This window comes from Mycobacteroides sp. H003, from assembly GCF_001440135.1.
GTDB lineage: Bacteria > Actinomycetota > Actinomycetes > Mycobacteriales > Mycobacteriaceae > Mycobacterium > Mycobacterium gwanakae.
The window spans coordinates 440,350-456,853 of sequence record NZ_LJYL01000034.1 but is presented as its reverse complement, the minus strand read 5'-3'; the positions used below and the strand labels follow the sequence as shown (position 1 = coordinate 456,853).

The following is a 16,504-nucleotide window of genomic DNA, read 5'->3' as shown; positions in this document are numbered from 1 at the left end:
CCGCACCTTCCGCGTAGACTGATTGGTCCATATCGACGGTAGCAGGGCATGGACCGATCGGTCCATTTGGATGAGGAGGCTGAGGTGACACCGGGTCCACGGCAGCGGCTGATCGATAGCGCGATCGCGATGATGCGCGAACGCGGGGTGCATGGCACCGGCCTCGCTGATCTGCTTAAACGCAGCGGCGCGGCCCGGAACTCCATTTATCAGCACTTCCCGGAGGGCAAGGGTGAGCTCATCGCCGAGGCCGAAAGGGAGGCCTCGGCGCAGGCCAACGCGTTCCTTGGCGCGCTAAGGGAGCGTGGCGATACCGAGTACGTCCTCGCCAAATTCATCAAGTGGTGGACAAACCAGCTGCAGACCCACGACTTCGACACCGGATGCCCTCATGCGGCGGCTGCGCTCGCGGGTCCGGGGGAGGAGCAGATCCGGACCGCGGCCCACGACGCCTTCCTGGGGATGCGGACTCAGCTGGAGGGTTCGTTGCGGGACTCGGGCCTGGTCGACGGCGCAGACGGCGTGGCGTCGCTGATTGTCAGCGCGATCGAGGGGGCGCTGCTGCAAGCGCGGGCGGCGCGCTCGGTGCAGCCACTGCGCGAGGTTGAGCGCGAACTCGTGGCGCTGATTCGCGCTCGACGGCAGTAGGGGCGAAAACCCTTATTCCGGTTCGACTTCCGAGAGATCGGTAGCGACGTGGAAGGGCGGAGTGCTCTTCCCGATCACCCGATACCGATTCCACGGGTCGGGGTCGCCGATGAAGGCATCCCGCGCGCTGTGGGTGGTGCGGATCGTGGCATGCACGCGTGCCTCGTCGCCGACGATCGCGGTCAGTTGTTCGTTCGGCCTGATGCGTCCGATCCATCGGTAAATGCCGTCGATCGGCTCGCTGTACCCCTTGAGCTCCAGCTGGACCGGTACCTCGACACCGCGAACGGTCACCGTCGCCTCGCCGATGTAGTCCGAATCATCATGCGGGCTATGGCTGAAGACGCTGTTGGTGTCGTCCTGTCGGGGAAGGGTCATGACTCTCCTCTTGACAACCGGGATACCGCCCCGGCAAGCTCGCTGGCATATACGTAACAAAGAGTACCCGATACTATTTAATACGGGTACTAAACCTTGGGTGATCAGAGGGCAGCGACGTGACGTCCAGTAGTTACAAAGACATCAACTACACCGACTACGAGTTCAGTCAGGCCACCACGGTGGACGGTGGCGTTCCTACGCGTCGTCGCCGGGTGGGTGATCGGCTCAAGACGGCGCGCCGATTGCTCTTCGAAGCCACAGAGCTCAGCTACGACCCCGAACTGGACATCGACTGGGATGCGCCGCTGAGCTCCGGGATGCATTGGCTGGCGTCCCATCGGGTGTCGCTCTACGGCACCCCCGAGTGGGGTGCGCTGTCGGTGGAGCAGCGTGACGAACTGGCGCGCCAGGAGCTGGTCAGTCTGCTGAGTTTCGTCGTGGATGCGCAGGGTGCGCTGGCGTCACTGATGTTCCGGGATGTCATCGAGGGCAACACGCTCGCCGATGACTACACCCGCTTTCTGTTGGCCAGCGTTCGCGATATCAGCCGCAACGCGACCATGGTCGGCCGGCTGATCAACAAGACGGGGTTGGAGCTTGCGCCCGCGCCTATGGCCGTGCAGCGACTGCAGCGGTTCTTCGTGCCACTCATTCCGCATGGTCCTCTCGGTCGCGGATTCATCCTCTTGCTGCACAGGCTGATTCATCAGCTGATGAGTGAGCTCGAGGCCGACGAGCAGGCGCAGCCTGTGGTCCGGCAGGTCGCAAAGATCTGCGTGCTGGTCGGCCGCCGTCAGCTCGAGTTCGCCGAGGACGAGCTGTACCGCGCGGTGGATGCCCGGCGGTATCTGCCCGCTGCCCCGGCTGATATCTCGGTTGCGCTGTTGACGGTCTTGGCGACCTCGCTGATCGTGCGTCCGCAGGTGTACCGCAGCGTGGGCCTGACCGAGCGGGCCGGCCGCAGGGCGGCGGCGCGGAGCGAGAACAGTCGCCACCGCAATCAGGTGTTGTTGCGGCGATACCTCGATATCGCCCAGGACGCAGGAATGTTCACGACCAGCGCCGCGCGGTCGATTCTCGGAGGTCGCGGCCTTTTATGACCCCATTCGGGGATTGACAAACCAGGGTGCAACGTTAAGACTCAAAGTAACGGGTACTGAAAGTAATGTATAAAATTGGAGGGTGGGATCAATGACGACCATCGACCAACCAACGGCTCTTCACGAGGCCGGCGCTTCGTCGGTGCGGGGCAAGTCCGTGGGCGATCGGCAGAAGACGGCGCAGCGACTGCTGCGTTCGGCCGCGGAACGTGCCTACGACGGTGAGGTCGACATCGACTGGGACGCCCCCGTGGTTCCTGGGTTGTACTGGACAACTCCGCAGCGGACGTCGCTGTATGGCACCAAACTGTGGGACAAGCTGACTCAGGAACAGCGCATCGAACTGACGCGTCATGAGCTCGGCTCGGTACTCAGCTTCGGCATCTATGTGGAGACCGGTCTCAGCGCCATGCTGTGGCGGCAGGTTGTCGAGCAGAACGGGGGAGCGACCGATCACGGCCGTTACGCGCTGACCGAGGTCAGCGAGGAAGCGCGGCACTCCACCATGTTCGGTCGTCTCGTGAACAAGCTCGGCGTCGAGCCGTACACCTATCCCAAGTTCGCGACGCGCGTCATCCGGCTTCTGGGACTGGCGCCGCTGGGCCCGTCGGGCCTGGGCGGGCTTTTGCTGGTCGAAGAGGTGTTGGACCGCGCGCAGCGCGAATCGATGATGGATGAGACGGTGCAGCCGCATGCGCGTCAGCTGATGAAGATCCATGTGCTCGAAGAGGCGCGGCATATCACCTATGCGCGTGAGGAATTGGTGCGTCAGATCGCTGAACGAGGCCCGGTGTCCAACGCATTCCATCGCGGGGTTTTCGCCCTTGCGGTAATCGGTATCTACCCGGTGCTCTTCAACCCGAAGGCATACCGGTCGGTGGGGATTCATCCGCTGCGCGGCCTGTACGCCTTCTTGACGTCACCGAACTACCGCGAGAACGCGACATGGGTTTCGGAGCCGCTGATGCGCTTCATGCACGAGATCGGTTTCCTGGACGGCAAATTCACCGGGCGACTGTTGCGGATGTCGCGGGCGATGCCAGACGACATCCTGGCCGAGATCAAGTCGCGATAAGCGCGAGAGCAGAACTGGCTCGTTGCCGGTGGCAATGAGCCAGTTCTGCCGTGCCAAGGGTCCACCTTCGAAAACAGAAAGCGATTGCGCCACATGACTGTCACCGACACACCGTCCGAAGAACAGCAGCCCGACACTGTGATCGACAGCGGCTCCGCCGATCCCATCCGGGTCCGGGCGCTGATAGTCGGCACCGGCTTCTCGGGCATCGGTGCCGCGATCGCGCTGCAGAAGATGGGGGTGCCGTTCCGCATCCTTGAAAAGGCTGGCGAAATGGGTGGCACCTGGCGCGACAACACCTATCCCGGTGCGGCATGCGATGTGCCGACGCACCTCTACTCGTTCTCGTTCGAGCCGCGGTCGAACTGGGATCAACTCTTTTCCAGGCAGCCCGAGATCTTCGACTATCTCAAGGAAGTCGCCGCCAAGTACGGCTTGTACCGGCATGTCACCTTCAACACACGCGTCACTCGCGGGTACTGGGATGAGAGTGAGTACCGCTGGCATGTGTTCACCGAGAGTGGGCAGGAGTACATCTGCCAGTTCCTCATCTCGGGGGTCGGCGCCCTGCACATTCCGAGCATCCCGGAGATCGATGGCCTCGAGGGTTTCGAGGGGCCGGTCTTTCATTCCGCGCAGTGGAACCACGACTTCGACCTCACCGGCAAGAAGGTCGCCGTCATCGGTACGGGTGCCAGCGCCATTCAGTTCGTCCCCGAGATCGTCGGCAAGGTCGGCGAGCTGAAACTCTTCCAGCGCACGCCGCCGTGGGTATTGCCGCGCAGCAATGTCGAATTCGGGCCGGCGGCCAAGCGGGCGTTCGCGAGCATCCCGGGGCTGCGGGCGTTGTTCCGCAGCGGCATGTATTTCGGCGCCGAGGCGGGCGCATACGCGATGAACCGGCGCCCGGCCCTGCTGAAAGGCGTTGAGCTGCTGGGCCGTGCGTACATCAAGAGCCAGATCTCGGATCCGGACGTGCGCCGGAAGGTGACACCGGATTACCGGGCCGGCTGCAAACGCCTGCTGGGCTCGGCCACGTACTACAAGGCGATCGAGAACCCGAAGACGGAATTGGTCACCGAGTCCATCACGCGGGTGACCGCGGACGGTGTGGTCACCAGCGACGGAATCGAACGCAAGGTCGACGCCATCATCTTCGGCACCGGCTTCCACGTCACCGACTCGTACAAGTACCTGGATCTGAAGGGCCAGAACGGCGAGGATCTTGGCGACCGTTGGTCGGCAGAGGGTGTCACCGCTCATCGCGGCATCACGATCGCCGGCATGCCCAACCTGTTCTTCCTCCTGGGCCCCAACACCGGCCTGGGCCACAACTCGATCGTGTTCATGATCGAGTCGCAGATCCACTACGTCACCGAGGCCATCAAACACGTTGATGAGGCCTACGCCCAGGCGATTGTGCCTACCCGCGAGGCCCAGGACCGGTTCAACGCCGAGGTTCAGCGCAAGCTGCAGGGCTCAGTCTGGAACAACGGCGGTTGCCAGAGCTGGTACCTGGACGAGCATGGCAAGAACCGGACGTTGTGGTCCGGATTCACCTTCGAATACTGGTCGCAGACAAGAAAAGTCGATCCCACCGAGTATGAGTTCGAAGGTGTGGTGCGCCCGGCTGTGCGCAAGACCATTCCCCTCGCGGACGGTCCCCGGCAGACCTCGCCAAGTCTGTCCGCACGCTAGGCCGCCACTTCCGCCCAACAGAAGCGAGAAACCATGAAGAACTTCGACAACAAGGTCGCCGTCATCACCGGTGCCGGTTCGGGTATCGGCCGCAGCCTGGCCTTGAATCTGGCCCAGCGCGGCGCGCGGTTGGCGCTCTCGGATATCGACACCGCGGGCGTGGCCGATACCGCCGGGCGTTGCGAGAAGGCCGGCGCGACCGCCATCCCCTTTGAACTCGACGTCGCCGACCGGGCCGCCGTGTACGCCCATGCGGCCGACGTCAAGAACGAGTTCGGTCAGGTCAACCTGGTGTTCAACAATGCCGGGGTCGCACTGTCCGCCGACGTCAAAGACATGGAATGGGATGACTTCGACTGGTTGATGAACATCAATTTCTGGGGTGTCGCGCACGGCACCAAGGCCTTTCTGCCGCATCTCATCGAATCGGGCGATGGCCACATCGTCAATGTGTCGTCGGTGTTTGGATTCATGGGCATCCCGTCTCAGAGTGCCTATAACGCAGCAAAATTCGCTGTTCGTGGCTTCACCGAGGCGCTGCGTCAGGAGATCCGGGCGGCCAAGTACCCCGTCGGAGTCACCTGTGTGCACCCCGGCGGGATCAAGACCAACATCGCCTCAAGTGCGCGCGGTATCCCGGAGGGAGTCGACCGGGAAACCGTCCGAAAGGGCTTCCAGCTCGCGGCGATCACCCGGCCGGACTCGGCGGCGCGGATCATTCTGCGGGGTGTCGAGAAGAATCGGCCCCGGGTGTTGATCGGTCCCGATGCCCGGGTGTTCGACGCCATACCGCGCATCATCGGACCGCGTTACGGGGATCTGATGGCGCCGTTCTACGGACTCGGCAAGTACGGGCCGGGCAAGAAGATCGCGGCGCGTTTCGGTATCGAGCTCTAGGCGCCGTCGATGACAGACACCGTCACACCGGATGCCCCTAAGGTGACTGGCAATCCCCACGTACATTCACTGGAGGTCGTCGAGATCATCAGGGAGACAGGGGATGCGGTTTCCCTGGTGTTCGAAGTGCCCGATGCCCTCGTCGATGCCTTCCGGTATCGACCGGGTCAATTCCTCACGCTGAAAATCCCCAGTGAACAAACGGGATCGGTGGCCCGCTGCTACTCGCTGTCCAGCTCACCGCATCTCGATGACGACCTCGTCGTCACCATCAAACGTACGGACGGCGGTTACGCGTCGAACTGGCTGTGCGACAACGTCGTCGTGGGTGATCACCTCACCGTGCTTACCCCGTCCGGGGTTTTCGTGCCGCGGTCGCTGGACGGCGACTTCTTGCTGATCGCGGCCGGTAGCGGCATCACCCCCATGCTGTCCATCGCCAAGTCGGTGCTGCTGGGTGGTGCCGGAACGGTCTACTTGTTCTATGCGAACAGGGATGAGCAGAGCGTCATCTTCGGTGCCGAGATCGACGACATCATGGTGGAGTTCCCGGACCGGCTGCGGGTTGTGCACTGGCTCGAATCCGAGCGCGGATTGCCCACCCGTGACGCCATGGCCGAGTTGTTCAAGGCCTACACCCGGTACGGCACCTACATCTGTGGCCCGGCGCCGTTCATGGACGGGGCGCGCGCCGCGTTGTCGGCCGTCGGGATGCCGGCCAGCCACATTCACGTCGAGCTCTACCAGTCGCTGACCGGCGACCCGTTCGCCGATATCGTGGTCCCGCAGGGTGGCGGGGACACCGCGGAGGCGACGGTGGAACTCGACGGCACACAGGTCACCGTCGAGTGGCCCAGGAACACCCCGCTGCTCGACGTGCTGCTCGCCCAGGGCTTCGATGCGCCGTACTCATGCCGCGAGGGTGCCTGCAGCGCGTGTGCCTGCACGGTGCGCCGCGGCGAGGTGCGGATGCTCCGCAACGACACCCTGGTCGATGCCGACCTGGCGATGGGGCTGACGCTGGCCTGTCAGGCCGTTCCGGTCACCGACAGTGTCGATATCGTCTTTGACCAGTAGACGCGAGATTGTGCGCGATCTTGGATATGGTCACGGGATGCGTACCCTGCCGATCCTTGGCGCTGTGACCAGCGCGATTGCCGCCGTCGTGCTGGCGGGCGTGGCGTCCGCCGACCCGGACACCCCGAATCCTCTTGACCCGTCCGGGCTTCCGAACGTCAACGGCCTCACTCCGGTGTCACCGCTGGAGTACAGCGTCTTGGCGGACACGGCATACGGCTTCACTATTCCCGGTGGGATCTCCTGCATGATCAAGCGCGCCGATGCCAGCTATGGCTGCAGCGGCCCGCTGCCCGGGGCGCCCAATGGAGCGAACCTCGTCAGCGGCAGTAACGCCCCCGGTTTCGCCAGCACCGACCGGCCGATCTACGGCCTCGGCGGCGATGTCTTCAAGCCCCTGGCGCCGGGGCATCGCCTGAGCTACCGCGAGGTCAGCTGCGGCCTGGACGGTGGCGGCACCTTGACCTGTGTCAACAACCGCTGGCAGAACGGCTTCGTGGTGGGTCCGGGCGGCAGCTACACCACCTAGCCGCTGGTTAGATTGGTCGCATGCGTCTTGGGAACCTGCTGATCGCCGTCCTGTGCGGCATCGTCCTTGTCGGCTGCGATAGGGGAGAAGCACCCACGGACGCCCCCGCGCAGGAATCCACCAGTGCGTCGGCCTCCGCCGCGGCAACCCCCACCGCGGCCGTTGACCCCGCCGGCGAGCCCGCCTGCCCCAAACACGGCGGTCGCTGGGATGCCGCTCAGGGCTGCGTCATCGACGAGGTCACCCCGCAGGCCACCCAGCACCTGCTCATCCCCGTCCAGTGGGATTCGTCCTTCCCCGAGCTGCAGAAGGCGACCGACGAGCTGGTGGCGGATATCCGCGCTAATTTCCGCAAGTCCGTCGAGCGTGCGGGAGCCCCACCCGAAGGCAAGCCGTGGGCGCTGCAGGTCAGCTTCGAGGCGTATCAGGGCAAGGGTGTGCATCCCTCCGACAGCGTGCGGTTCTCTATCAGCGAGTCACTCGGCGGCTATCACCCGGGATTCGCTTTTCGCACCCTGGCCTTCGACCGCGTCACCAAACAGCCCATCACCATCGGGTCGCTGGTGATCGACCCGGCGACGGCTCTGCCCAAGATCGCCGCGCTGGTCCGCGCCGATCTGCGCGCGCAGCTCGGCGGTGTGGGAACCGAATTCGTCGATACCGGAACAGTTCCGGAGCCAGGCAATTTCACAGAACTTTCGCTGGACGGCGACGCGCTGCTGTTCTCCTTCGAGCCATACCGCGTGGCCGCGTACGCCGAGGGGCCGATGCAGAGCCGGGTGGCGCTATCCGAGCTGCGCGATGTGGTGAAGCCCGAGTACCTGCCCGCCTGATCAGAACCCGGTGCCGTGCACCTCGTGGCCGGGTGTGGCCGCCATGAGTCCGCGGTAGGCCTGCTCCACCGTGGAGCCGTGGTTGATCACCCCGTCGACCTCACGGGCGATCGGCATCTGGATGCCGTACTCGTCGGCAAGGGTCATCACCACGGAGGACGCCTTCACGCCCTCGGCCACCTGATTCATCGATTCGATGATCTCGTCGATGGTCTTGCCCTTGCCGATCTCCTCGCCCACGTGCCGGTTGCGGCTGCTGGCACTCGTGCAGGTGACGATGAGGTCGCCCAGGCCCGCCAGGCCGGGAAACGTCTCGGGGTTACCGCCCATGGCCACACCGAGTTTGGTCATTTCCCGCAGTGCCCGCGCGATCACCATGGCGCGGGTGTTCTCGCCGATGCCGATCGCATACCCCATGCCGCTGGCGATGGCGAAGACGTTCTTGAGTGCACCCGCCATCTCCACACCCACCACATCGTTGGTGCTGTACACGCGGAAGCGCGACGTGCGGAACAGCTCGCCCAGGCGCGCTGCCTGGTGCTGATCGGGCATCGCGACCACACCAGCGGCCGCATACCCGCGAGCCACCTCCTTGGCGATGTTGGGCCCGGCCAGGATGCCCGCCGGGTGTCCTGGCAGCACTTCCTCGATGATCTGTGACATCCGCATTCGGGAGCCCTGCTCAAGACCCTTGACCAGCGACACGATCGGCACCCACGGACGTAAGGATTGCCCGATCTCGGTCAGTACCTCGCGGAAGCTGTGTGAGGGAACGCCCATGATCACCACGTCGGCCTGCTCGATGGCCTCGTGCAGATCCGAGGTGGCGCGCAGGCTCTCGGTCAGCTCGACCTCGTCGCTCAGATAGCGTGAATTGCGGTGCCGTTCATTGATATCCGCGACGGTTTCCGGCGAACGGGCCCACTGCAGGGTGGGGCTGCGGCGCGCCACAATCGAGGCCACCGTGGTGCCCCAGGATCCGCCCCCGAGGACGACGACTTGTGGTTCACGAAGTGCTGCCATGCCCGCCAGGGTATGGGCCCGATGCGCCACGAATATGGACTTCGGCAATATGAGTGCGGTGTTGATCGATGTGACGCTCACGACCGGGCTGACCACCATGGCCGCCGATGCCGCCGAAGCCGAGGGGGCCGGCTACGCGGGTATCTGGACATTCGAGGGCGCGCACGACCCGTTTCTGCCGCTGCTGCTGGCCGCCGAGCACACCAGGGATGTCACCCTGGGGACCTCCATCGCGGTCGCCTTCGCGCGAAATCCGATGCTGTTGGCCAACATTGGCTGGGATCTGCAGGCCTACTCGGGCGGGCGATTCATCCTCGGGCTCGGCACGCAGATCAAACCGCACATCACCCGTAGGTTCGGCATGCCGTGGAGCAGTCCCGCGGCGCGGATGCGTGACATGGTGCTGGCGGTGCGCGCCATCTGGCAGTCGTGGCAGGAAGGCGGGCGTCTGGACTATCGCGGCGAGTTCTATCAGAACACCCTCATGACGCCGATGTTCATGCCTGATCCCGCCGAGGTGAGCGCCTTTGGCCCGCCACCGATCTGGCTGGCCGGTGTCGGTAGCGGGATGACCGAGGTTGCGGGCGAGGTGGCCGACGGATTTCTGTCGCACCCGTTCTGTACACCCGACTACCTCGCGCAGATCACCGTGCCGACGCTGGCACGTGGCGCGCAGAAGTCCGGAAAGACACTCGCCGACATTCAGATCCACCACTCGCCGATGATCATCATCGGGCGCGACGACACCGAGCTGGCGGGTGCGCGGGCGGCGGTGCGCAAGCAGCTCGCCTTCTATGGGTCCACGCCCGCCTACTGGCCGATCCTGGAGCTGCACGGGCGCTCAGAGGTTGGCCCGAAACTCAAAGAGCTGTCCAAACAGGGCGAATGGGATGCGATGACCAATCTGATCGACGACGAGTTCGTCGATAACGCGGCGATCACCGTGACCGACCCCGCGCAGGGCGCGCGCCAATTGCGGGACCGCTACGGCGATCTGGTGCACCGGTTGGGTTTCAACACCCCGTACCGGCCCGATCGTGCACTGCTGGCAGCGCTGCTGACCGCCTGCGCAGAGGCTCGCTAGGCGTGGGTACCTGAGATCGCCACCCCGGCCCCCAGGCCGACAATCATGAAGCCGCCCGCACCGCCCATGGTCTCCAGGCGCTTGGGTGAACGGGCGAACCAATTGCGCGCGGTGCTGGCCAGCAGTGCCCACAGGCTGTCCGAGACAAGAGCTATCGCGATGAACACGATGCCGAACAGGAAGATCTGGGTCGGCACCGAGCCCGCGGCAGGATCGGCGAACTGCGGCAGCACCGCGGCGAAGAACAGCGCCGTCTTCGGATTGGTCAGGCCGACAATGAAGCCCTGCCGGAAGACGTGTCGTTGTCCTGCCGCAGGCCGGTCTGCGTTCAATGCCTCGTTGAGTGACTTGCGGTTCCGAATCGCCTGTACGCCAAGGTAGATCAGATAGGCCGCGCCAACCAGCTTCACCGCCGTCAGCGCCCAGGAGGAGGCGGTCAGCAGGGCGCCCAGTCCGGCTGTCGCAGGCGCCACGAACACCGCAGTACCCGCCGTATTGCCCAGCACGCTCAGCAGGCCCGCGCGGCGGCCCACGCTGAGCGAACGGCCAACGGAAAACAGCACGCTCGGTCCCGGAATCACGATGAGGGCGTACGCGACGAGCGCGAAGCCGATCAGGTGTGACGGCGAGACAGCGGGGATCATCGACCGATCCTGCTACCGGTAGTTCACGAACTGCAAGGCAATATCCAGGTCCGAGCCCTTCAGCAGTGCCTGGACGGCCTGCAGATCATCACGCTTCTTGCTCGACACCCGGATCTCTTCGCCCTGCACCTGCGACTTGACACCCTTGGGGCCCTCGTCGCGGATGATCTTGTTGATCTTCTTGGCGTTCTCGGTGTCGATGCCCTGCTTGAGGGTCCCGGTGAGCCGGTAGGTCTTGCCGCTGGGCTGCGGGTCGCCCGCATCGAAGGCCTTCATGCTGATATCCCGGCGGATCAGCTTTTCCTTGAAGACGTCCACGGCTGCCTTCAGGCGCTCCTCGGTGGAGCTGATCAGCTCGATGGTCTCGTCACCTTTCCAGGCGATAGTGGTGTCGGTCCCACGGAAGTCGAATCGTGTGGTCAGCTCCTTGGCCGCCTGATTGAGCGCATTGTCGACCTCCTGACGGTCGATCTTGCTCACGATGTCGAACGATGAATCCGCCATGACTGCTCCTCTTTCTGGTCTTCGTATGTTCCGTATCCAGTCGGTTTGCGTTGGCACGACCCTATCGTTGTATCCTGCATCGTCTGATAAGGCGGGTTGCCCGAGCGGCCAATGGGAGCGGACTGTAAATCCGTCGGCTTACGCCTACGCAGGTTCGAATCCTGCACCCGCCACAGCACTCAGGCCCCCTTTCGAGGGGGCCTGAGGTGTTTTTCAGGGGGATGCGCAGATTGTGCCCGGTGTATCGGCTCAGCGCAGATGGCCGGCCAGCTGTCCCTGCTCGCCGAAGAGTTCGGTGTTCCAGCGTTCCACGAGGTCGGTGTTGTCGAACTCATCCGGATGGAAACCGGGCCGGTTGTAGGCCCTGACGCGGGCGAGCACGTCCCGGGTTACGAAGGGTGAATGCCGCAGTTCGGCAATGCTTCTGAACAACCTGACGGGGTTGTACGTCGCCCGGTCGAGAAGCAGCGACATCAGGGTGTCCAGGAGCGTCCCGCACAGGAACACCGTCGTGATCAGCCGCATCGCCCACGCGCGCATGCGCTCGGTGCCCCCGACCGTTCGATAGACGTCGAAGGCCACGGCGCGATGTTCGGACTCCTCCAGCGCGTGCCAGAGGAGCATCGAGCGGACCTCGCCCTCGCCCAGCAGATCTTGCGCGCGCTGATCGGTCAGCAGGGTCTCGGCGAGCGTCGCGGTGTAATGCTCCAGGGCCGCCGTCATGGCGAGGTTGAATCGAGGCGGCAGGTACCGCGTGTAGAGACTCATCCCTCGCTTGGTCAGCCGGTCGACGATGCCCGTCGGATAACCCATCTGCTGCAGTCGCTCGTTGAGTTCGCGGTGCTCGCGCCCATGTGTCACCTCCTGACCGATGAACCCGGCCACCTGCTTTTTCAGCACGGGGTCGGTGATCTGGTCAGAGAAGTGTTTGACGGACCGGATGAAGTAGTCCTCTCCCTCCGGGAACACTGCCGACAGCATCGCGATGATGTGGCTCATCACCAGATCGCCCTGCACGTAGTGGCGATTCAATGAACCGGTCGGATACCGGAACGTGATACGCCTTGTCTTGATGGGCCGGGCGGCTTCGTCAACAGGGGTGTTCATAGCGGCTCCTGGGTGGGTGTTTCACGGGTGGCTCGATTGACGCCCTCGGCAGGCCAGGGCTCTGGGTCGGTGTCGGGATGATGACGCCAGATGGAGCTGGCGACGACGTAGTGGGCGATGAGGGCGATTCCCCAGCCCAAGAGGGGATAGATGAACCACGGGTATGCCGTGCCATGGTCGAACTGCCAGGTAAGCGCCCAGATCGCCACGAGCAGGACCTGCACAGCGGCGTAGGTGCTGGCGTGGATCCGGAAGGCAGTTCGATTCATCTGCCCGATCCATGCCCGGCGTTTTCGATCGATCCGTCGCTGTTCCTCGTCGGCCCGGCGTTCGGCACGTTCCACTGCTCGTTCAAAGGCGTCATCGCTCACTGCTTGGCTCCTCTCCTGCGATCGTCAACTCGGGCAAGGCCAGTAATCTCCAGGGCGGCCTGATCGAGGATCTTCTCCACTGCGGTGGGATCCACCCGGCCTGCCGACGGCATGATCCGCGCGGAGAACCGGGCGAGGATCTTCTCGAATGAGTCGCCGCGGCCGAACCGTGCGCCGGTGCGCAGCTCCACGCCTGCCAGCACGTCAGCTCTGCTGGTCAGTGCCCGCTGGCCCTCGGCTGACGCGCGGTAGACCGTCCGGCCCTCGCGTGTCTGGCCGGTCAGGAGGCCTTCGGCGGCCAGTGCTTCGACTGCGGGATACACGGTGCCGGGCGATGGTTGGTAGCCACCGGCACCGAACAGCCGTGATAGTTCGGACATCAGTTCATAACCGTGCATGGGCCGCTGCGCCAGCAGCGCCAGGAGCACGAGGGGCAGCTCGCCATGACGGAAGAAACGTGCCATGACCGTGCCTCCTCTCCGCGCCTACGAAACTATTACGAAAGTAATATCGAAACTATTACGAAGTCAATGGCTCGGTGAGTGGTTCGCCAGGGAGGCACTACATCTGTTGTGGTTCATTTCCGGATCAGCCCCGTGCCAGCGCGAAGAGTGGGGAAATTGGTGCGACCATGCCCGCATGGCTGAAGACGCGGCGGTGGCGCAGGCTCGGGTCCTGCTGCGGTCGCTGTATGAGCATGTGAACTACGTGTCGCAACAGATCGACAAGGCCGAGCGGCAGATCGACCGCCACGCGAATCTTGCTGCCCCACGCCATCATCGGCGCTTGCGTGCCATGCGCAAGGAACTTGACGAGGCGCATCGCCTCATCAGCGGCCTGCACGGTTGCTACCCGGCCACGCGTGCGACATCGCGCGAGACGTCGTACTGATCGGCGCCGGGACGGTCTAGCCAGCGGTCACCGTGAGCTGATCTTGTCCCTCGGCGATATGGGCCGTGGCATGAAAGGTCTTCCCGGTGTGCGACACAAGAAATCGATAGTCACCAGCCACCGGTGCGGAGATGACCACCTCGCCCCAATCGTCGGCCACCATGGCAATATCGTGGACCTCGCCGGGCGCCGAGTCGATGCTGATCACAGCACCGGCCATCGGGCGCCCGGCGGAGTCTCGAAACGAGATGCCGACCACGTATCCTCCTGTGTCCGGATTCTCCGATTACCTGAAAAGCCTTGTCACATACCGCCACTCTTCCACGTCGACATGTTGTTGAAGACGGCGCTGTTGATCCGGGTGGCGGAGTTGCCCGAGTTGGCGCCATTGGTGTGAATGCCGACGCCGTAACGGTTGCCGTTCTGCAACACCCACACCGGTGAACCGCTCTGACCGCCCGTGGTGTCGATGTCATAGGTGATGACGCGGTCGGAGACCGACTTGGTGCGTTGCGCCATGAACCACTGCTCACCGTTCTTCTCGCCGGGATACCCGGACAGGTTCAGCGCCGCAGCCTTCAGGAAATCGTCATTGCGAGTGGCGAAACCGAAGTATCCCGTCTGATCGCCCGGACGTGACGACGCCGGCAGGATGATTGCGCCATAGTCGTTGTCGCGATTCTGGTTCTGGGTCCAGCCGGTGACGCTGCGGAAGGCGGTACCCACGTGCGTGCCGAACGGTCGGACACCGGCATTGCGCCCCGGGATCACCTGGATCGAGCGCACCCAGCCGCCATCGGCATGCATGTAGACGCAGTGCCCGGCCGTCATCACGGTGCGGGGAGCGATCAGCCAGCCCGTTCCGACATAGGTGCGGTTGTTGGCGGAGGTGATGATCAGGTGGCAGATTGCGCGCCAGGGGAACGTGGTGGTGTTGCCGACCCGAACGCGATCATCGGTACCGATGATGACCTCGGCACTGTTGGCCAACTCGGGGTAACTACCCAGAATGGCGTCCAATGGCGCGAGTTCCGACTCGTCGGTGCTCAACCCGTCGACGGAACCCAGTTCACTGACTGTGGATTCACCGTGTGCTTGTGTTGCGGCGTTGGTGGTTTCGGCGTCGGCGTCGCCCGCTCGCGCCGACGGCAATTCGTGTTCGGTGACAGCAGCCGCACCGGCGGCCCCTGAAATTTCGTACTCGGTCTCGGACGGCTTGTGATTCGTCGACTTGACTGCGGTGGCCATTTTTGTCTCCCTGCATAGGGTGTGAGTTCGAGCTAGGACGTATTCATCCTGTTCGGTACCGGAGCTTGATTCATGCGTAGTGCGGTACTCGATCTCACACTGCGGGAGCAGTTTTCGTGTTCAGTTCTGGGTGGCGCGGGCGGCGGAGACGATAGCCCACGCCACCTCGGGGTGCTTGATATCGCTGTGCGCACCGCTGAACTGGGATTGGCTGGCGTCGTCGATGACCTTGTTGGCGTCAAGCCGGTAGAAATGCCCGCGCTGGAAGTCGTACGGCTTTCCGGCCACGGCAAGCTCGAGTGTCGTGGCGGCCGGGTCCTGCTGGTATCCGTCGTGACCCATTGCGCCCCAGCGGAACCAGGGGTCCTGTCCGGCTTGGCTGTCCTGTCGCGCAAGCATGCTGGCCGCCGGATACCACCAGCCGACCGCGCGATCGGCGGCGGTGTATGTCGACAGCAGCGGCCCGTCCACACGCTCTTCGAGCCCGGCCAGGCCGCCGGGACCTCGTCCCGGATCGAAGAGCAGCTTGCGGTTGAAGGTGAAGTGGGAGAAGGCGCCCTGGATCAGGGTGAGTGACTTGACGGGGCTCGTGCCGGTTGTCGGAAGCCCTGCCAGCGCGTAGGAGACCAGTCGCGCCCCGAAACTGTGTCCGATGAGGTGAATACGGGGCGGGCCGTCGGGGCCCGAAAGTGAAGCCAGCAGCGGACCGAGGCCGCGCTGGCCGATGACTCCGGCCCGATTCTTCATCTCGTAATAGCTCATCGTGCGCAGGATCTCGCGAGCACCCGACCACAGCGCGGCGAAGGGATTGCCAAGTCCTTGTGCGGCACTCGTCGACTTCGGCGCCATGGCGGAGGCTTGCCCGAACACCGCGAGCGGATCACCCTTCACGATGTCGGACTCGCCGCTGTCTTCCTGCGACTGGGCGGGGGTGGTCACCAGTCCGGCGGCCAAGGTGTGGAACTCGATGAGCTTGGCGGACTGCTGCGGTTTCTCGTCGAGCAGCTCGCCCATCTTTTTCAGTTGCGCGGCCTGGCCGGGGAAGCGTGGCGTGAGCGCCGCGGCGAGCTCCGCGCCCGTGGAAGGTACGGGCAGCGCGCTGTCCGGGCTGTCGTCGGGCAGCAGCACCGACGGCCAGTTGATTCCTGCGACGGCCACACCGGCGGTATCGCCGCCGAGCTGATCGGCGATCAACGAGAACATCGCGGTGTAGAGCTGGCGGGCGGAGGCCACACTGTTGTTCCATCCGTGTGACATCAGGAACAGATCGGTGATACCCCCGGCCGCGACTGCGGCCGGCAGACCGCCGTCGCCGTCACCGGTGGCGTCGTTGAGTGAGCCATCGGCATTGAAATCCGGTTCGTAGTACGGCAATCCTTTGATCGTGATCATGG

The 16,504-nt window shown here is 64.1% G+C and carries 20 protein-coding genes and 1 tRNA gene; 11 read left to right on the top strand and 10 right to left on the bottom strand.

What is annotated here, in order from left to right; all coding sequences use genetic code 11:
* The first annotated feature begins 48 nt into the window (after nt 1-48).
* On the top strand, nt 49-648 hold the full coding sequence (locus tag AOT87_RS22370) for a TetR/AcrR family transcriptional regulator (protein ID WP_057967879.1): 600 nt from the start codon (nt 49-51) through the stop codon (nt 646-648).
* Nucleotides 649-660: 12 nt separating this feature from the next.
* Here the strand turns inward: AOT87_RS22370 and AOT87_RS22365 are convergent, their stop codons facing one another.
* The gene (locus tag AOT87_RS22365) at nt 661-1,026 is read right to left on the bottom strand and encodes a DUF4873 domain-containing protein (protein ID WP_030096575.1); all 366 of its coding nucleotides are present in this window, start codon (nt 1,024-1,026) and stop codon (nt 661-663) included.
* A gap of 119 nt (nt 1,027-1,145) precedes the next feature.
* Here AOT87_RS22365 and AOT87_RS22360 point away from each other — a divergent pair, with 119 nt between their 5' ends.
* The 7 genes from AOT87_RS22360 to AOT87_RS22330 all read left to right on the top strand — a co-directional run bounded on the left by AOT87_RS22360 (nt 1,146) and on the right by AOT87_RS22330 (nt 8,238).
* The gene (locus tag AOT87_RS22360; protein WP_046254740.1) at nt 1,146-2,129 is read left to right on the top strand and encodes a diiron oxygenase; all 984 of its coding nucleotides are present in this window, start codon (nt 1,146-1,148) and stop codon (nt 2,127-2,129) included.
* Nucleotides 2,130-2,220: 91 nt separating this feature from the next.
* The gene (locus AOT87_RS22355) at nt 2,221-3,204 is read left to right on the top strand and encodes a diiron oxygenase (protein ID WP_030096577.1); all 984 of its coding nucleotides are present in this window, start codon (nt 2,221-2,223) and stop codon (nt 3,202-3,204) included.
* 93 nt (nt 3,205-3,297) lie between these two features.
* Nucleotides 3,298-4,902 carry an NAD(P)/FAD-dependent oxidoreductase gene (locus AOT87_RS22350; protein WP_057967880.1) on the top strand — a complete coding sequence of 535 codons (1,605 nt, stop codon included), beginning with the start codon at nt 3,298-3,300 and terminating at the stop codon, nt 4,900-4,902.
* A gap of 33 nt (nt 4,903-4,935) precedes the next feature.
* Nucleotides 4,936-5,799, top strand: a complete 864-nt coding sequence (locus AOT87_RS22345) for an SDR family NAD(P)-dependent oxidoreductase (protein WP_030096579.1) — start codon at nt 4,936-4,938, stop codon at nt 5,797-5,799.
* Between the two features lie 9 nt (nt 5,800-5,808).
* Nucleotides 5,809-6,876: a ferredoxin--NADP reductase gene (locus AOT87_RS22340; RefSeq protein WP_057967881.1), complete on the top strand. Its 1,068-nt coding sequence runs from the start codon at nt 5,809-5,811 to the stop codon at nt 6,874-6,876.
* Between the two features lie 37 nt (nt 6,877-6,913).
* Nucleotides 6,914-7,405 (top strand): hypothetical protein, encoded by a 492-nt coding sequence (locus AOT87_RS22335; RefSeq protein WP_057967909.1) that lies wholly within the window; start codon nt 6,914-6,916, stop codon nt 7,403-7,405.
* A gap of 20 nt (nt 7,406-7,425) precedes the next feature.
* Nucleotides 7,426-8,238 carry an RsiV family protein gene (locus AOT87_RS22330; RefSeq protein ID WP_057967882.1) on the top strand — a complete coding sequence of 271 codons (813 nt, stop codon included), beginning with the start codon at nt 7,426-7,428 and terminating at the stop codon, nt 8,236-8,238.
* On the opposite strand, the gene AOT87_RS22325 is transcribed toward AOT87_RS22330, so the two are convergent.
* Nucleotides 8,239-9,261 (bottom strand): NAD(P)H-dependent glycerol-3-phosphate dehydrogenase, encoded by a 1,023-nt coding sequence (locus AOT87_RS22325; protein WP_030096583.1) that lies wholly within the window; start codon nt 9,259-9,261, stop codon nt 8,239-8,241. It abuts the gene before it with no gap.
* A 34-nt stretch (nt 9,262-9,295) separates the two neighbouring features.
* Here AOT87_RS22325 and AOT87_RS22320 point away from each other — a divergent pair, with 34 nt between their 5' ends.
* Nucleotides 9,296-10,345 carry a TIGR03617 family F420-dependent LLM class oxidoreductase gene (locus tag AOT87_RS22320; RefSeq protein ID WP_057967883.1) on the top strand — a complete coding sequence of 350 codons (1,050 nt, stop codon included), beginning with the start codon at nt 9,296-9,298 and terminating at the stop codon, nt 10,343-10,345.
* Here the strand turns inward: AOT87_RS22320 and AOT87_RS22315 are convergent.
* A complete protein-coding gene (locus AOT87_RS22315) occupies nt 10,342-10,989 on the bottom strand; it encodes a LysE family translocator (RefSeq protein WP_057967884.1) in 648 nt (215 codons plus the stop codon). The genes AOT87_RS22320 and AOT87_RS22315 overlap by 4 nt on opposite strands.
* Before the next feature lie 12 nt (nt 10,990-11,001).
* Nucleotides 11,002-11,493 carry a YajQ family cyclic di-GMP-binding protein gene (locus AOT87_RS22310; protein ID WP_030096586.1) on the bottom strand — a complete coding sequence of 164 codons (492 nt, stop codon included), beginning with the start codon at nt 11,491-11,493 and terminating at the stop codon, nt 11,002-11,004.
* Nucleotides 11,494-11,583: 90 nt separating this feature from the next.
* On the opposite strand from AOT87_RS22310, the gene AOT87_RS22305 reads away from it, so the two are divergent.
* A tRNA-Tyr gene (locus AOT87_RS22305) sits at nt 11,584-11,666 on the top strand.
* Nucleotides 11,667-11,742: 76 nt separating this feature from the next.
* Here the strand turns inward: AOT87_RS22305 and AOT87_RS22300 are convergent.
* The 3 genes from AOT87_RS22300 to AOT87_RS22290 are packed head-to-tail and all read right to left on the bottom strand — an operon-like array spanning nt 11,743 to nt 13,435.
* Complete coding sequence (locus AOT87_RS22300; RefSeq protein ID WP_057967407.1) at nt 11,743-12,600, bottom strand: metal-dependent hydrolase; 858 nt, start codon at nt 12,598-12,600, stop codon at nt 11,743-11,745.
* Nucleotides 12,597-12,971 (bottom strand): 2TM domain-containing protein, encoded by a 375-nt coding sequence (locus AOT87_RS22295; protein ID WP_057967408.1) that lies wholly within the window; start codon nt 12,969-12,971, stop codon nt 12,597-12,599. The genes AOT87_RS22300 and AOT87_RS22295 overlap by 4 nt, the downstream gene beginning before the upstream one ends.
* Nucleotides 12,968-13,435 (bottom strand): PadR family transcriptional regulator, encoded by a 468-nt coding sequence (locus AOT87_RS22290; protein WP_057967409.1) that lies wholly within the window; start codon nt 13,433-13,435, stop codon nt 12,968-12,970. The genes AOT87_RS22295 and AOT87_RS22290 overlap by 4 nt, the downstream gene beginning before the upstream one ends.
* A gap of 175 nt (nt 13,436-13,610) precedes the next feature.
* Between AOT87_RS22290 and AOT87_RS22285 the strand changes: the two genes are divergently transcribed.
* Nucleotides 13,611-13,862 (top strand): hypothetical protein, encoded by a 252-nt coding sequence (locus AOT87_RS22285; RefSeq protein ID WP_234795775.1) that lies wholly within the window; start codon nt 13,611-13,613, stop codon nt 13,860-13,862.
* Between the two features lie 16 nt (nt 13,863-13,878).
* Here AOT87_RS22285 and AOT87_RS22280 read toward each other — a convergent pair whose 3' ends face one another.
* The 3 genes from AOT87_RS22280 to AOT87_RS22270 all read right to left on the bottom strand — a co-directional run bounded on the left by AOT87_RS22280 (nt 13,879) and on the right by AOT87_RS22270 (nt 16,502).
* Entirely contained in the window at nt 13,879-14,121 is a 243-nt protein-coding gene (locus AOT87_RS22280) for a hypothetical protein (protein ID WP_057964819.1), read from the bottom strand.
* Between the two features lie 44 nt (nt 14,122-14,165).
* On the bottom strand, nt 14,166-15,110 hold the full coding sequence (locus tag AOT87_RS22275; protein WP_057967410.1) for a serine protease: 945 nt from the start codon (nt 15,108-15,110) through the stop codon (nt 14,166-14,168).
* A 120-nt stretch (nt 15,111-15,230) separates the two neighbouring features.
* Nucleotides 15,231-16,502 carry a hypothetical protein gene (locus AOT87_RS22270; RefSeq protein ID WP_057967411.1) on the bottom strand — a complete coding sequence of 424 codons (1,272 nt, stop codon included), beginning with the start codon at nt 16,500-16,502 and terminating at the stop codon, nt 15,231-15,233.
* Nucleotides 16,503-16,504 lie beyond the last annotated feature (2 nt).

Bases quoted from the DNA above. Each gene is read 5' to 3' on its own strand.
- AOT87_RS22370 (WP_057967879.1), top strand. From the start codon at position 49: ATGGACCGATCGGTCCATTTGGATGAGGAGGCTGAGGTGACACCGGGT.
- AOT87_RS22365 (WP_030096575.1), bottom strand. From the start codon at position 1,026: ATGACCCTTCCCCGACAGGACGACACCAACAGCGTCTTCAGCCATAGC.
- AOT87_RS22355 (WP_030096577.1), top strand. From the start codon at position 2,221: ATGACGACCATCGACCAACCAACGGCTCTTCACGAGGCCGGCGCTTCG.
- AOT87_RS22350 (WP_057967880.1), top strand. From the start codon at position 3,298: ATGACTGTCACCGACACACCGTCCGAAGAACAGCAGCCCGACACTGTG.
- AOT87_RS22345 (WP_030096579.1), top strand. From the start codon at position 4,936: ATGAAGAACTTCGACAACAAGGTCGCCGTCATCACCGGTGCCGGTTCG.
- AOT87_RS22340 (WP_057967881.1), top strand. From the start codon at position 5,809: ATGACAGACACCGTCACACCGGATGCCCCTAAGGTGACTGGCAATCCC.
- AOT87_RS22335 (WP_057967909.1), top strand. From the start codon at position 6,914: ATGCGTACCCTGCCGATCCTTGGCGCTGTGACCAGCGCGATTGCCGCC.
- AOT87_RS22330 (WP_057967882.1), top strand. From the start codon at position 7,426: ATGCGTCTTGGGAACCTGCTGATCGCCGTCCTGTGCGGCATCGTCCTT.
- AOT87_RS22325 (WP_030096583.1), bottom strand. From the start codon at position 9,261: ATGGCAGCACTTCGTGAACCACAAGTCGTCGTCCTCGGGGGCGGATCC.
- AOT87_RS22320 (WP_057967883.1), top strand. From the start codon at position 9,296: ATGGACTTCGGCAATATGAGTGCGGTGTTGATCGATGTGACGCTCACG.
- AOT87_RS22315 (WP_057967884.1), bottom strand. From the start codon at position 10,989: ATGATCCCCGCTGTCTCGCCGTCACACCTGATCGGCTTCGCGCTCGTC.
- AOT87_RS22310 (WP_030096586.1), bottom strand. From the start codon at position 11,493: ATGGCGGATTCATCGTTCGACATCGTGAGCAAGATCGACCGTCAGGAG.
- AOT87_RS22300 (WP_057967407.1), bottom strand. From the start codon at position 12,600: ATGAACACCCCTGTTGACGAAGCCGCCCGGCCCATCAAGACAAGGCGT.
- AOT87_RS22290 (WP_057967409.1), bottom strand. From the start codon at position 13,435: ATGGCACGTTTCTTCCGTCATGGCGAGCTGCCCCTCGTGCTCCTGGCG.
- AOT87_RS22285 (WP_234795775.1), top strand. From the start codon at position 13,611: ATGGCTGAAGACGCGGCGGTGGCGCAGGCTCGGGTCCTGCTGCGGTCG.
- AOT87_RS22275 (WP_057967410.1), bottom strand. From the start codon at position 15,110: ATGGCCACCGCAGTCAAGTCGACGAATCACAAGCCGTCCGAGACCGAG.
- AOT87_RS22270 (WP_057967411.1), bottom strand. From the start codon at position 16,502: ATGATCACGATCAAAGGATTGCCGTACTACGAACCGGATTTCAATGCC.